A 15,716-nucleotide genomic window follows, 5' to 3' on the forward strand; every position below is an offset into this window, starting at 1 on the left:
TCTAGCAGCAGATCGAGTCTCCGGTCTTTTCATCGAAGAAATGCGCTTTATCCATCTGCAGCGCAATGTCGACGGGCTCATTCGGTGCATAATGTTCCCGCGCTTCTACCACACGCGAGATCAGTTGATCTTCACCGACTTTGACATACAAATAGGTATCAGCACCCATCATCTCGGTAATCTCCATTAAAGCGCTTACTTTACACGACTGCAGGGCTCTTACCGCTGCCTCATCGCTTTTCACGTGCTCGGGCCGCAGCCCAAGCACAATTTCCCGCAAATTGGCGTTCGTCTTGCGAAAATACGGATAATAGTGTTCAGGAATGAGCAGATGAAGCCGTTTATTGATAAAATAAAACTTGCCTGAGCTTTCGCTTACAGCCCCTTTTATGAAATTCATCGCCGGTGATCCGATAAAGCTGGCGACAAACAAATTGTTGGGCTTCGTGTAAACTTGGGAAGGCGTATCCACCTGTTGAATGACGCCGTCCTTCATCACAACGATTCGAGTTCCCATCGTCAAGGCTTCGGTCTGATCATGCGTAACATACACCGTCGTCGTTTGCAGCGATTGATGCATCTTAATGAGCTCTGCTCTCGTCTGTGTCCTTAGCTTGGCATCCAGATTCGAAAGCGGTTCATCCATGAGGAACACCGCCGGTTCTCGAACGATCGCCCTGCCCAGCGCAACACGCTGCTTCTGCCCACCGGACAGTTGGTTCGGTTTCTTCTCCAAGTGATTCGTAATTTCCAGGATACGCGCAGCTTTCTTTACCCGAAGGTCCACTTCATGCTTCGCAACCTTACGCAATTTTAGACCTAGTGCCATGTTCTCGTATACAGAAAGATTCGGATAAAGTGCGTAATTTTGAAAAACCATGGCAATATCGCGATCCTTGGGCGACACATAGTTCACAAAGCGGTTGCCAATATAAATCTCTCCTTGGGATATTTCCTCCAAGCCCGAAAGCATACGCAGCGTTGTCGTTTTGCCGCAGCCCGAAGGTCCGACCAAAACGAGAAACTCACCGTCAGCCACTTCCAGATGGAAATCATTTACTGAAGGCTTCTTTTCCGTTTTGTAATACTTGAATACGTGATGAAATGAAATACTCGCCACTATGATCACCTTCATCCCTTAGCGTTCGATCATGCATTGGTTGTAAATATTTACTAACATCTTAGTTCAGCACGTCTGATATTTCAACCTTTTTTTACTATACATTTACTATAATTTTAGCATCAGTAGGGCATTGATTATCGTTTACGGTGATGTTCTTACAAGTACTCAGGGAGATATCATATTCTGCATTCCGAATGGCTGGATATCGGTTGGAACGCACGACGACATTATTCGTAAACGTGATGCCGTTCACGCTTCTCCCTTTGAGCAAATAAGGATGGAAGGCAATGAAGCGGTTGCCCTCGATGACGATATTGGCATGGTAGCATTCGCCTCCAGGATCCGCCCTTTGGATCTCCGGATCGATATCGATCGCCGCGCTGCCCCATTCCGGATAACAATAGTTGCAATCTTCAAACGTATTGCCGCGAATCATAATATCCCGGACAGCGCCGGATTCGAACCAATGATTTGCATCGCCGGAAATTTTGATTCCCGAACCGGGTGTGGAGATAAGATTGTTCTCTATCAACACTTTACCAGGAGTTGTAATAAGAAAGCCTCTGGCCCGATTAGCCCGCGCTGTGCACTGCCGAATCAAGACATCTGCCGCCCAGGACATATTCTCTACGGCGCTGTTCAGATCGACGGTTCGCGGCAGCTTTCGATCAAACGTCAGGAGATAAAATTCAGGATTCAAGCAGCGTCCCCCTTTAACTACGGCTTCCAGCTGGGGCAGCAGCGATTGTTTGTCGATGAAGCGAACATGTTCACCTGGTTGGAAAACGGCAGCTCCTCGCTGCTGCATATGATTCAACCTGAGCAGCAGCGTATCTTCCGAGATTTGCCGTTGAAATGTCATATAAATACCGTGCACGTTGCAAGGATCGTCCATCTGGTTCTCGAATGTGCACCCTTCCATCTCGATGCGTCCCCGGCAGTATACAAAATGCGTCGCATCCGCGGCTGTTGTGAATAATCGACTGGTGCCCGGACGAAGCGTGATACCTACGCCTCGCAGTGTGATATTCTCACTTCGCTGTGCGATGACGCCCATCCCGATTGCATGGTGAAGCTCGACGCCTTCCAGTTTTGTATTCAAACTGCTGTTCACATAGAATCCCGGGCAATCTCGGCCGCCGCACTGGAAAATGAGAACGCTTCCCACTTTCGGCAGCCTGCTGCCTGCTCCACTATAGCGAATCACATTGGTTGAGAGCGGCTCCACTTGCAGTTTTGCATAATGCCCGTAGTTCAAATAATCCCCGGATTGAAAGGCAGGCGTCTTGGTGACAAGGTCCATCTCAATGATGCCTTTACAAGGCTCCTCCCAACCTTCTCCTATAAAAACAAGCTGTCGGCCAGCTATCTTGAATGGGTATTCGACACCAATTTCGACATCGAAAGTCCCCTCCCCCGCCCTAATCACTTTCCCTTGCGACAAGATGGGCCGTTCCCAATCGAGTCGGACATTTCTCACTGTGACGTCCTCGCATTGGTCCAGAACAAAAGGCAGTGTCAAACCGTGGAAAATAAATTCAGAGCCCTGACCGTCAATCGTTAAGCCATTCATGCCAAACAAAGGAAATGCGATCCTTCGATTCTTGTCCTGGTCGTGATTCGGAATAAACAACTGACGCTCTACCGCATGCTCCGGCCAGAAATGATACGTTCCTTCCGGAAAAAGAAGCGTCGGGCGTTCGAGCTCTCTGCAGCGCTCCAGCGCGGCAAAAACGGCTAGCGTAGCGTCTGAGGCTTGATTAGGCTCTGCCCCGAAATCTTGAATAGATAGAATGGACAATGACCAGCTCTCCATTTCGTTGTATTTGAATTAAATTTTAGTTTATTAAAGTAAATTAGTCAACATTAAATTCATTAAAAATAAACTAAAAAAAGTCCGATTCAGGATTACCTGAAACGGACTATCACTTGTCTTTCTCAAAGGGTCTGTCTTTCGATGAAGCGGGTGGGCAAAATATACCGGACTGGAAAGCTGCGCTCCTCCTTGAGCCGTGAAATCGCCGCTTGAACCGCCATGACGCCGATCTCGAAGGTCGGCACGCCAATCGTTGTCAACCCAGGCGTCAAATAGCCTGCCATTTCGTTATTATCGAAGCCTAATATTTTCACCTGCTCAGGCACCTTAATGCCTCGCTCTTTAAACGCGTTCATCGCTCCGATCGCGATAAGATCGCTCGCGGCAAAAAAAGCGTCCGGCAAGCGGTCCGAACGGTCCAGATAAGCGCTCATCGCCGCTTTCGCGGCTCCGATATCCCATTCATCGTGAGCGATGATGAAATCGGGATCCAACGGCTTATCCAGAATCTTATTGGCATCCGCAAACGCTTCGTAACGGGAACTATAGGTAGGACCAATATAGCCTGTCCGTTCAAATTGATTCACGAACTTGGTCTTCAACCATTTGAGCGTCTCCGGGTAAAAATCGACGCCGACGTAATCGACCTGCTCAGGCAGGACGCCGGGTTCGATACCGGCAACCGTCACTTGAATATTCTTGGTCTTGAGCATACGGAGATAATCTTCTTCAGTTCCTGCCACCCAGATAATCGCATGAACCCCCGCCTCCTGTAAGCGGTCGCACAATTCTTCAGGCTTATAAAGCTCCAAGTTCAAGCAATTGAAGGAAATGGACGATCCGCGCCGCACCGCTTCGGATTCAATGCCTTTAATAATGTGATAGCCGTATGAGCCTTGCGCAGCAAAAGAGGATAGCCCCAGCACGTAAGCAAGCCGGTATATCGGCTGCGCTTCGCCGTCTTTGTTCGGCTTCGGCTTTTTGTTTTTCACTTTATAATTCATGCTTTCTACTAGCGACCAAATAAGCTTCTGCGTCTCTTCACTGCATATACTCGTATCATTGAAGTTCACGACTCGGGAAACGGTCGTCACTGATAAATTAGTCTTTTCGGCAATATCTTTTAATGTAACCATGGCAGCCTCCTTATTTCGACAACCGTTCGTTTAAAGTAGAATTGACTTCAGTTAAACGTTTAAATATCCTTTATTTTGCTCACTTTTCAGCGCTCATATTGTCAAGTATACCCGATTGAAAGCAAAAAAGCAGTAGAGAATCACTCTCTTCTGCTTTCTTCTATTCTTTGCTCCTACCATACGAAACTTCTGTGTCCTGATACGGCTCCAAATCATACATACCCGAATGCGATAAATTTACTTCAACGTTCACAGTACGAAGCGCCCCATCATTTATTCGAGGCACATCAACGGGAGCCGATGCATTGAGCTTTCTCCATTCAGCAAGATGGTTGCGATAAAGCACCTGCTCAAGTCCGTAGATATCTATCCCCCGCGAAATACCAATTCGAAACGTTTGCAATACTTGGTCTGTAATCTCCTTCTCAGCCATATCTTTCAGCTGTTCCACGTTGAAATTGCCCAGCACTTCTTCCACTACCCCTAAAAATTTCAGGTGCATTGAAAATAACGGCTGGCCATCTTTAAATATCACTTCCACCTGCTTCTTCGGCTTATAAATGGAAATCATCGCGACTTTTTTTCCCTCATGGCTAATAGGAAGTGTAACGCGTTTCGTTTTGGTCGACACCCAACGAGCTCCATCTAATTGTTTCTCCGTGAATTTATTCTCCGCTTTACCGCGAGTCAGTGCATAAGCTCCATTCATTTGGACAACTGGTTGCGGCTTCTCTGTGTCCTCCCAATCAGTCTTGTTAATCTGCAAAGACGGTACAAGGTCCGTTTGCCCCACTTCTCCATCGTTCGCAAGCACAGTGCTTAACCGAACCGGTGAAATACTGGATAACTGATTATGCAGTGCTTTAGGATTATGCATGAGGTTTGAGGTTGGAGAAAGATTGAAAAACGTCGAGTACTTTATCAGCTCGTTTATGGGCTCCTCCGTGCCGAATACCCAGGCATTATATCGAATTTGTGGGAAACGGGGAATGGCATCTATAAAGCTGTCGATATTTTTGTGCAGCACACGATCACTAAAAATAATCGTTGTTAAGTGGTCCCAATATAAGTATTGCTGTGCCGTTTTATAGAGCCCTTCAATGGCTCCATACAACGTATCCCCTTCACTTTTCCCAATCCACATCTTTGTTCTATCACTAGTCGTCCCTTGCTGCTGATTGCCCATTTGTCCAAAGTTCGTCAATTCCGTATAAATGATGTACTTTTCCTTTGCGTAATCGATACCTAGCGTTGTCACGAAGTTGTAATCGGCTACGTCCTTTATATCCCAGCACCCTGTAAGAAGCGACATTGTCGGCAATACAAACAAAGCAGTACGAATTATTGCCTTCATTATTATTTATCCCCTTTGCGCACGTCATCTATGGGTTTATAGATCGAAGGCCGACGTCGCAAGAGGGACCGCGGTTTTGTCACGAGCGCCATCAGCAGGTCTTTCATGACAGGCGGTGATATAGGCGCCAAGTAAGGAACACCGAAGGACTCCTGTTTAGACAAATAAATCAACAACGCGAACATGGCCCAAAAGAAACCGTACATGCCCAAAAAGGATGAGCACGCAAGCACAAACAGGCGCAGCAAGGTAACTAATCCGCTGAGCGATTGATTGACAAGTGTATACGCCGAAACCATTGATAGTGCTGTAACCACCAGCATCGCTGAAGATGTGAGACCCGCATCTATTGCAGCTTGTCCGATGAAAAGTCCGCCTACAACGGTGACGGTTTGTCCGACGCCCTTGGGAAGCCGCATTCCTGCTTCACGGAAAAGCTCAAATACCATTTGCATTAGGAAAGCTTCAAGGGGGGCTGGAATTGGAAGACCTTTATGTACGTTAAGGATCGTGGCCAGCGTTGTAAGCGGAATTTGGTCCAAATGAAAGGCGGTCAGTGCAATATAGAAGCCCGGTATGAAAATCCCGCAAAAAAGCCCGAAATACCGCAGCAGCGATTCGCATGCGACAAAGATGTACGAGGCATGAATATCCTCTGGCGTTTTAAGAAGAGCCGATAACGTTGACGGTGCAATCAGGACCATCGGAGTTCCATCAACTAGGATAAGAAATCGCCCACGCATAAGCGACTCAACGGCAAAATCCGGCCGCCCGATGTAATCGATTAAGGGAAACAGCTGAAATGGAGAATCCGTGATTAATTCACTCAACTCTTCGCTGCTCACTAACGCATCTACATCGATGTTCTTCAGTCTTTGTCGTACTGTCGCTAAAATTTGGGGATTAATGATATCTCGATCAAACATCAACGCTACCTTCGTACGGCTTCGCCTTCCGATCGTATAGGTCTCACAGCTCAATGTTTCGGTGCGAAGTCTCTTCCGAATTAGTGCAATGTTCGTTGTAATCTGTTCCGTAAAACCATCGCGAGGACCTTTAACCGATACCTCCGTATTAGACTCCTGCGGCTGTCGCTGTGGAGGATTGGACAGATCTAGCGCTAAGAGCGATTCGTGCTCCTCCAATAAGAGGAGAAGCTTGCCCGCGAATATTGCTTCCACCACATGCTGGGAATCCAGTTTCATATCGACAAGCGACAAATTACCCAGTAGGCCCGATTCGACCCGGAATTGAGGCAGTTTTTCCAATTGGGGGATGACCGATTGGTCGATCAGCTTGCTCTCACACAAACCCTCGCAATATATAAACAGCACTTCCCAATAGCCTTGATCTTGGACAACTTGCACCCGTTGAAAGATTACATCTGCGCAATCATGGAATAACTGTCGCAACTTTTGCTCAATGGGTCGTGTTGGGATTTGCAGCATGGTTTTCGCGACCCCTTCCTCTCAAGCGATAAATAGCAGCAAATAGGATCAACAACAGCATTACACCTGCAATAAGTGCCAATGTAACGGGATAATACCAATCTCGCAAAAAGTTCACAAAAGTCGGATCGCTGATAGGGAAAATCGGTACGATCAACATAATGATCGTCATAGAGATGAGAGTGATACGATGTGACTTCCGACTTCGCAATTGCAAAACTTCCGGTATTAGATACATACAGAGAGATATCCGGATGAAAGAGCCGCTTAGCCATTCGTAGATCGAGAGGAAGTCCAGATGGGAAATGTTTTTTCCGAGCGATACTAGTCCCCACTGTTCAAATGTCGGGTAACGCTGAACCGCCACTTCATTCGGTGAAAAATTCGTAATAATATCGAGCATCGTCCCTAAGATCAGCCCAATTGAGACGATTACATAAACTAGTAAAAAAGAAGTTTTGACCTTCTGCTGCAAATGCTGCCGAATTAATAACAGGATAATGATTTCTAACACCCCATGCGTAGAAAAGACGGCACCATGTATCACTGGGCCAAGTCCTTTTTCCATAAGAGGCAAAACGTAGAGATAATTTTTGTATTGCAGGTTGGTAACCAGCAAAAAAATCTCGAGTATGATAAAAAACGGCAGCAAAATACCTGCACATATGGTAATCGACCAGAAGCCTGCATTCGCGGCAAAGAAGCATAACAACGTCAGTGTAGCGGCAATTAAAACGCGCGGAGTTTCGGGAAGGAAGGTAGCATCCACCCAATTGGTTGTGTCTTTTAACGTCACAAGGCTGGTCCCGAACAAATACGCCAGAAATGCCAGTTTAATGATCCATCCAGCGAAGGAACCGAAATGAGTTCGAACCCATGAAACAATTGATTCGTTTGAAGTCGAATTCATAAGGACCTTCATTACAAATATCAAAATAAAACCGGGAGTTGCAGACAGCAGCACGCTAATCCAGGCATCACGTTTCGCAACTCCTAGCACCAGTGGGATAACTAACGTTTGATTAGTCACGGCCGTCGTAATTAATAGTAGTAAAAATGCCTGAATAAGCGAAATTTTTTTAGAACTCATGAATAGGCTCCATACTATAGATTTCAATGTGTGTAGTATTTCCTTAGGAGACAAAATTATTCAATTCAAAATAAACCCCCAGCCACTCTTGGAGCCGTTTCTCTTCTCCAAAGCCTTTATGGAGTCACTCCATTGTAAGTATGAATCACCTCATCTGATGTTAATGCCGCTTTAAAAATTTGCACCTCATCGATCGAACCGTTCCAATTTTGAAAGTAATAGGTTGGTGCATTTGCTGCGCCTAAACGTAAATTTCCTGTTGAGGACTCGGCTGTTACTGATGCTGTCCCATCTGCTAATCCATTGATATACAATTGGATCGTGCCCCCTTTTTTGACCAAGGCAATCTGCGTCCAAACTCCCGTCGGAATCACTTTTGTACTGCTCGTCGTAACTCCGCCAAAAAACGATCTTAGTGTGCCCGTCGTTCCGTCTCGATACAGCAAACTTCGCCCTCCATCGCCTTCTTGAGTAATAATCATCTGGTTTGTACCTGATGCCGAAGCTTGATCAAGTTTAACCCACGCAGATATCGTAAACTCGGTAGCTGCAGAATCAAATAAGTTTGGAATACTCGCATAATAATTACCGAAAGAAGCTCCGGTTGGGACAAAATCAAGAGCTCCCCCTACCCAGTTTAAGGTTCCGACCGAAGAGGTGACGAGGGAAGCTGAATGATGGTTACCTGAGAGATCAGATACTGTAGAGCCGGAGGACTCATTCATTCGGTAATAGGCCATAGGGGCAGTTCCATTACATATATTCTGAATTTGATCATCTGTCAAAGCTGATTCGGTAATCTGCACTTCATCAATCGAGCCATTCCAGTTCGCATTGCCGATGGAAGGTGATTTATGTGCGCCCAACCGGAAGTCGCCTGTTGATGACTCCGCTGTTACCAACGCCGTTGAATCAAGAGCACCATTAATAAACAGTTTTATATTACTTCCATGTTTGACTAGAGCTACATGTGTCCATGTGTCAATTGGAACGACGTCTGTCGTTGTTGTCATTACTCCGCCCAGAAATGTTTTTAAGTGACCTGAGCTTGCATCTCGATAGAGGATATTTCGACCTGTAGCGCCATCCTGACTGAGAATGGTTTGAGTGGTACCAGAGTCAGTGGATTTTTCAAGTTTGACCCAAGCGGTAAAAGAGAAATCTGTTGCCGCTGGATCGAAAAAATTTGGAATGCTGGCATAGTAATTCCCAAAAGTGTTTGCCCCAGTTGGTGTTATATGCAGAAAGCTGAGAGTGCCAACAGTCCCCCAGTTTGTGCTTCCACCCAAAGAAGATAGGAGAGTAGCGTCATGTTTGTTTTCCGAAACATCAGGAACCGTCACCCCCGTTGTTTCATCAAACTTATAATACGCCGTTCCCGAATCAACAACTGGAGGCAGCGGCAAGCTCGATAGACGCCAGTTCTGGCTCATCGAACTCGATGCTGGGCATTGTGTGCTGAGCGCACCGTCGTCTGTGGAAGTATTGGCCATGCAAAGCATTTGCCCACTCTGCTTATTCTGAATGTTATAATAGCCTTCTCCGATGTAAATCAATTGCCATAAAAGATTAGAAGTTGAATTGTCCGACCACAGAATGTTTGTGTTGTCATTTGTCGTCCCCCCTTTTATGCCCATGAACTTCCCGCTATTCACATTTTTAATCTTATAATAGCCATTGCCGTCATTAACGAATTGCCAGGATTGGCTAAGTGCAGTTGTATTGGTTCGCTGTTCTATATTGGTTCCATCGGCCGTAGCGTTATCTAGCGTGCCTAACACTTTGCCACTACTGCCGTTTTGGATGGAATAACTGGTTGTTTCATTAGGTTTGACGACCTGTATGCCACCTGGATTTAAGGTTATATTGCTTGTGCCGGACGCTATTTTAATTGGTATAGTGGCATTGGGACCCATTTTATCAATGCGATTATTTAAAAATGTTACAGTATCCGCATGTTTTACCCAAATGACTGTTGAAGGATCAATACCCAAATAAGTACCATTAGTTCCATTCGCGGCATTATGTGTATTCAGAAAAGAATTATCTTGAACTGTGACATTCCTCGCATCACTAATATTCAAATTAAGTCCTGATACGCCATCAAAGGTATTATTTTCGATTGTGATGTTACTAAAAGCAAGGTCTGACTTAACATTAGAAGCTGTAAGTACAATAGCACCTGCTTGTTCGTCTGCCGCGTTGAAATAGTGATCCCCTGTGTTAATGATCTGATTATTTTGAATGATTACATCATTGGAAACACCAGCATCAGAATCACTCAACCCTTCTGGAGAAATCACAATCGCTTTGTTGCTGCCACGAAAAATATTATTTTCAATCGTTCCGCCATTTGCTTTCAGCAGCATTCCCCGATATGGGCTTGTAATCTGATTGTTGCGAAAAATGAAACCGTTCGCCATTCTCTCTGGTCTGAATAGAAAAATCCCCGCCTGAAATGGTGAAGTTTGATCTAGCTGTACGCGATAAACTGGCAATTGTCCAATATCCCATAACCCATTTGTTCCTGCAGCCGCTGTAATTTTTGCTTGCAGACTATTGTCGATTCCCACATCGTCAAATTTAACCAATGTACTGCTAAGTGCCGTAGCTTCGGGGCCGTCATTAAATTGGCGTAGGAGCATATTCGTTTTCAACGCTTTGTTCGTCGCAATGTAGATAACATTCCCATCCGTTTTCAATACGGCAATAGGTCCTGGAGACTGAATACTGAAGGAATCGTCGCCTGTATTCTCAATAGTTGAATTCTCGATAATCGGTCCAACAGCAAAATTTTGAATTCCTATACCGTCCCAAACTGTTGTTAATAAAGGGGGATCTTCTGCTCCTGGAGGTACGGGTCCGCGGACAATCCGGAACCCGTCCAGATGTGTCCCTCCTTGACCACCACCATCTGTATAACCCGACCCTGGAGCTGTGTATAAGGTTACATTCTTCCATGTTACACCACTGCTGTCGCCTACTGATATGCCAGGAACAGTGCCTGAAGACAACGTAACCAAGTCACCGATTGCAATATCGCTTCCGACATTGGTAACATGGGAAACGTCCCCCGTGATCACTGCTGTTGAATCCCAGTAATGGGGAACTCGGGATTTTTGAAATCTTGTTTTAGGATCATAAACCTCGATTCTGCTGTACTTTCCTCTCGGATACCCTGCATCAAGTTGAACATCGATGGATTTCGTAGTTGGATCAGTAGCAATAACTTTCCCTTGCGTGAAAGGTAGAGGATCATAATTTACGGATAATCCTTGAACCGTCAAATTGGTACTATTCGTGACTTGAAATGCCGTGATTAGATTCGTCATGACAATGTTCACATCATTGGCAAAAATCGTTAAATTGTTAGCATTTTGAATTGAAATCGTATTACCTAACCGATACGTACCAGAAGGTATTACAACTGAACTATCGCCTTGAGTGATAGCCGTGTTAATCAAAGTCTGGATATCTACGGTTCCCGTCTGGTTCAATGTATCAGCTTTTAAAGGTGGAACGTGAAAAGAATAACTCTCAGTTAGCAATAACAGAGCAAAACAAACTATTAAAAAATTACGCTTCAGCATCAAAATCACTCCATTGAAGAATCTTAAGTTATATGAACTTCTATCATAATTTGAAAACTAATTAAAAAAAATCCTCAGTTTTTAATAGACATGAGGATTTTTGATCAATTCCGGATTTATGTTGATTATTTCACATTAATATCAGTTTTTTAATCGTAGTTATCCTTTGACAGCTCCTGCAATACCGTCCACGAAATATTTTTGCAAGAAGATAAATACAAGCATGATTGGAATAATCGAAATACATGACGCAGCCGTCATTCCTGTATAATCGGAGGAGTTTTCGCCAACAAAAGAAAATATCCCCACACTCAGTGTGCGCAAACCGGGATTATTCAGTGTGATGGCCATTTTCAAGCATTCACCAGGAATCGTGTCCGTTAGGCCCAGCCCGGATACAGCATAGCATAGCATCGCGCACGCCCTCCAGATTGAAGCGATTTCATGATTTCAGTGTATGTATATTGTGAAAAACTGGATATCTAGCTACGCAACGATTTCTATATGGTTTTCAATAAAAAAAAGAAGCTACTCGCCATTTTTGCTAGAGGGCATGGAGCTTCTTTCTTAATTAATTGACTTTACCACTGTACAACTAAGTTATTTACTTATATTTCACAGTCCACTTAGAACTCAAAAATAATTATACTCAAAGATACTTCTAGGCAAAAGACCGCCAAGTTGGCGGCTTTTTTAGCTATCGCTTCGCCTTATAAAACTCATGATACAGCTTCATGAGCGCCCTTTTCTCTATCCGCGATACATAGCTGCGGCTAATCCCCAGCTCCTTCGCAATCTCCCGCTGCGTTCGCTCCTCGCCGCCGAGCTCAAGCCCGAACCGGCCGACGACGACCTCTTTCTCGCGGTCATCCAATATATCCAAATTCTTATAGATCTTGCTCTTTTCGATCTTGAGCTGCACCGCATCCACGACTCGTCCGCTTCGCTGCCAAGGATGTCGATCAGCGTAATCTCATTGCCCTCTTTGTCCGTTCCTATGGGGTCATGCAGGGAAACATCCTTGCGTGTTTTCTTGAGCGAACGAAGATGCATCAGGATCTCATTCTCGATACAGCGCGCCGCGAACGTCGCCAGCTTCGTCCCTTTGTTCGGGGAAAATGATTCAATCGCTTTAATCAGTCCGATTGTCCCGATCGAGATCAAATCCTCAAGATCTTCGCCTGTATTATCGAATTTTTTGACATTGTGAACCATTCATAAAGCAGAAACCTAATAATTGAATTTCCGCATTACGACAACTGACTCAATTCAGATAGCCTACTTAATCTTAAATCCCAATGTTTCCTTTTTTCCTCTTCGGCTTGGAGTGTCATAAGATAATACCTTTCTTGAACATCTATTATTTTCCTACATAAACTTAGATCTGAAAGCTTCAAGTATCCTCTTGCTGCGTATTCATCAAATTTTTCAACTTCTATTCTTGCACATTGAATTAAAGTTTTAGAACCGAATAATCTTAGTACATGTGCTGCTTGATATTTTATAGGAGTTGTTTGCAACGAAAGAGAGCCACTATATAATGAAATTTTCTTAGCTTGTTGAAACTCTTCAGCTGTTACAGCCTGTAGTCTTTCCTTCTCCCATATTTTACATAGTGCTTCTTTTTTTATAAATAGATCTCTCCACACTTTAACTTTGTTCCTCAGTGGTAGGGTGAGATAATAGTTATATTTATCGCTTGAAACACGACAATCAATTTTCCCCCAAAAATTCGGAGTATAACGTACATATCCTATACCTGGGGTACTATAGCCTTCGAGATCTAGTAATTGTTCATTTGTTAACAAGTTGCTATCAATAGAAGCCATTTTAGGCAAGATGCCTAAACTATTTAGGTAATCATTTAATACTTCGTGATCATACTCGAACAGCTTATGACTTTGAAATTGTCCAACCACCCCAAGCCTAGTCCAAACCATCCGTTTCCTTTCTAAGACTGCTTGATCATCACGTATTAAGAGTTTTAAAATTCTAGTTTTCTCTTCAAGTAGTTTTAATTCTTTATATACGCCATTAATAATGAAGTCTTTAATTCCTGAAACTGTCAAATCCGTCACTCTCCAACATTTTTCTTTTTGGAAATTGAATTTACAGCTGACAATGCCTCAACAATTCTTAACTTTGTCGACTCTTTGTATAAATATCTGGCCCTTCCATCCGAATAATGACTAACAAGATCCGGTTGAATATCATGATCTTCTAGTAATCGTCGGAGTCTTTTTTCGCCAACTTTGAACTCTCGAAGCAAATCTGAAAAATAATATCCTTTTTCGTTTTGATTCCTTTTTTTTACTTCTAACAAACATTTTTTTAGTTCTTCATTATTGAAATACAAGTCACGGAGTGTTGCTACAGAGCATTGTCGAACAGGTACTAACAAACCAGACAAAGCAAATTGGATTAATAATTCGATCGATAAATTAAATATATTGAACTTTATTAATGCATCATGGAAACTGATATAATCATTTGGAAGAGATTCAACCATATCTCCACTGCATCTATTAAGGAGTAAATTTAAATGATCAAGACTAATTCTTTTCGATTTTCCTGAAAAGTTCGTACTACTTTGAATTAGATTACATCCAATGAGGCTTTCAATGGATGATGCATGTATGCCAAGTATAAGAGATGCTTCTTTTTTAGTAATCCATCGTTTCTCTTCTTCGAGATACGTGTTGAGACTAATAGAATCAACGTAATATTCGTTTTTCGAACTCTGTTTCATTAAAACTAAATTGTCCTCTTGTAGTCGAGATAACTTTCCATATGTAACCCCCTTTTCAGTCTTAACCTCCTCGCGGCGAATTAATTTCCTTTTTTGAAGTAATTCAGGTACCACCTTAAACACCCCAAAATCACGTCTTATAACCCCACTTTCCAATTTCTGAATACAGTAAGAATGAAAGGCCTCTTTCAACGCTGAGTAACAATCGTTTCTAAGTAGTAATTCAAATTTTTGAAATGCATCATATCTACGCATACCTTTATACTTTGATAGAAACAGATCAAGTACTTGAAATAAATTTTTAGGAAACTCAGAATACATCCAATCCACATTAGAAAAAGCTATAGCAAGATTCGTACTACTTTTAATCTTATCTTTACTATTATAAAAAACGTCTATAGGCTCCTGATTATACCCCGTAAAATCGATGCAGCCGTTAATAAACACAAAGCTTGTATAGACTAATTCAAGGTAATTAACTTTTTCAAGTTGAAAGATGTTCGATTTTGTATTATTCATCAATATCCCAAAGAGTCTAGATTGTGAATCTGCAAAGCGATCATGGTGAATATGAGTTAAGCTACTTTCCTTAAGTTGAAATAAACAAACCTTACAACGCTTCTGGATGAAATCAAAAAAATCCAAAGTTCTTTTACAAAAAGAGCATCTTTCCCGTAGTAAGATAAAATGTTTAGGACACATTTTCATGGGTAAAATACACCACTCTAAACGATGATAGTAATTTTCTCGAATACATGATGGGCAATATTTTAGATTATTATTTTGAATTAGTTTGTTTTTCCAAGAATCATTGAGGAAACTAAGAATTCGATCATTGTTATTTATTGAATTACTGTCTGTGACTGGTATCCATGGACAAATACTCATCATAACCTGGTTAGTGATTTCATTATTTTGAAGTTGCGCTAAGGTCAGATTCTTATCCTTAAAATAATCTGTATTGGGCAAAAAATGATTTGCTTGAAATAATCGAAACAAATAACCAGACAAACTTTCATCAAAAAAATGCTTCAAACGTATTGGCAAATAAGTACCCCTAGTCATTAATTTTTCTTCCTTTTGCGTTCTTTAATCTGTTGCTTTAAATCGTGTAACAACTTATAATACCCGTCTAAGTTATTGTTAGTAGTGTCATAGTGCTGTATTTGGAGTGCTATATCTAAACAGCCATTTTCAAGAGTAATTAAGAGATAGTCATCATTTTCTGAATCAACGAACACTTTTAGCATCCGAGGGCTTGGTGATATCTGAAACCATTGATTACGAATTGCCCAATGTGATGAATAATACTTATCCTTGAACTTAATGCCTTTCTCAGTAACCTCTGACATCGCAGGAACATAAATACTCCGGTCGTCATTAATATGCTTCATATGAATCCCTCCTATG

At 42.9% G+C, this 15,716-nt stretch carries 11 protein-coding genes and 1 pseudogene; all 12 read right to left on the minus strand.

Annotated elements, in window-relative coordinates:
* Position 1: 1 nt before the first annotated feature.
* The gene (locus tag ABE504_RS08900; RefSeq protein WP_430087284.1) at positions 2–1,120 is read right to left on the minus strand and encodes an ABC transporter ATP-binding protein; all 1,119 of its coding nucleotides are present in this window, start codon (positions 1,118–1,120) and stop codon (positions 2–4) included.
* 97 nt (positions 1,121–1,217) lie between these two features.
* Positions 1,218–2,924 (minus strand): right-handed parallel beta-helix repeat-containing protein, encoded by a 1,707-nt coding sequence (locus ABE504_RS08905; protein WP_430087287.1) that lies wholly within the window; start codon positions 2,922–2,924, stop codon positions 1,218–1,220.
* Between the two features lie 137 nt (positions 2,925–3,061).
* Positions 3,062–4,075, minus strand: coding sequence for a LacI family DNA-binding transcriptional regulator (locus tag ABE504_RS08910; protein ID WP_430087290.1), 1,014 nt, complete (start codon positions 4,073–4,075; stop codon positions 3,062–3,064).
* A gap of 160 nt (positions 4,076–4,235) precedes the next feature.
* Positions 4,236–5,429, minus strand: coding sequence for a Ger(x)C family spore germination protein (locus ABE504_RS08915; RefSeq protein ID WP_430087293.1), 1,194 nt, complete (start codon positions 5,427–5,429; stop codon positions 4,236–4,238).
* 2 nt (positions 5,430–5,431) lie between these two features.
* Positions 5,432–6,877 carry a spore germination protein gene (locus tag ABE504_RS08920; protein ID WP_430087296.1) on the minus strand — a complete coding sequence of 482 codons (1,446 nt, stop codon included), beginning with the start codon at positions 6,875–6,877 and terminating at the stop codon, positions 5,432–5,434.
* Positions 6,849–7,967: a GerAB/ArcD/ProY family transporter gene (locus ABE504_RS08925; RefSeq protein ID WP_430087298.1), complete on the minus strand. Its 1,119-nt coding sequence runs from the start codon at positions 7,965–7,967 to the stop codon at positions 6,849–6,851. The genes ABE504_RS08920 and ABE504_RS08925 overlap by 29 nt, the downstream gene beginning before the upstream one ends.
* A 116-nt stretch (positions 7,968–8,083) precedes the next feature.
* Positions 8,084–11,557 carry a LamG-like jellyroll fold domain-containing protein gene (locus ABE504_RS08930; protein WP_430087300.1) on the minus strand — a complete coding sequence of 1,158 codons (3,474 nt, stop codon included), beginning with the start codon at positions 11,555–11,557 and terminating at the stop codon, positions 8,084–8,086.
* Between the two features lie 159 nt (positions 11,558–11,716).
* Positions 11,717–11,908 carry a hypothetical protein gene (locus ABE504_RS08935; protein ID WP_430087303.1) on the minus strand — a complete coding sequence of 64 codons (192 nt, stop codon included), beginning with the start codon at positions 11,906–11,908 and terminating at the stop codon, positions 11,717–11,719.
* Positions 11,909–12,254: 346 nt separating this feature from the next.
* Positions 12,255–12,772 (minus strand): annotated as a pseudogene (sigK, locus tag ABE504_RS08940) (RNA polymerase sporulation sigma factor SigK); the annotation flags it as partial.
* A gap of 35 nt (positions 12,773–12,807) precedes the next feature.
* Positions 12,808–13,626: a hypothetical protein gene (locus tag ABE504_RS08945; RefSeq protein WP_430087306.1), complete on the minus strand. Its 819-nt coding sequence runs from the start codon at positions 13,624–13,626 to the stop codon at positions 12,808–12,810.
* A gap of 5 nt (positions 13,627–13,631) precedes the next feature.
* Positions 13,632–15,371 (minus strand): TniQ family protein, encoded by a 1,740-nt coding sequence (locus ABE504_RS08950; RefSeq protein WP_430087309.1) that lies wholly within the window; start codon positions 15,369–15,371, stop codon positions 13,632–13,634.
* Positions 15,371–15,700 (minus strand): hypothetical protein, encoded by a 330-nt coding sequence (locus tag ABE504_RS08955; protein WP_430087312.1) that lies wholly within the window; start codon positions 15,698–15,700, stop codon positions 15,371–15,373. Before ABE504_RS08955 ends, ABE504_RS08950 begins: the two co-directional genes overlap by 1 nt.
* Positions 15,701–15,716 lie beyond the last annotated feature (16 nt).

The organism is Paenibacillus oryzisoli (genome assembly GCF_050467285.1).
Classification (GTDB): domain Bacteria; phylum Bacillota; class Bacilli; order Paenibacillales; family NBRC-103111; genus Paenibacillus_E; species Paenibacillus_E oryzisoli_A.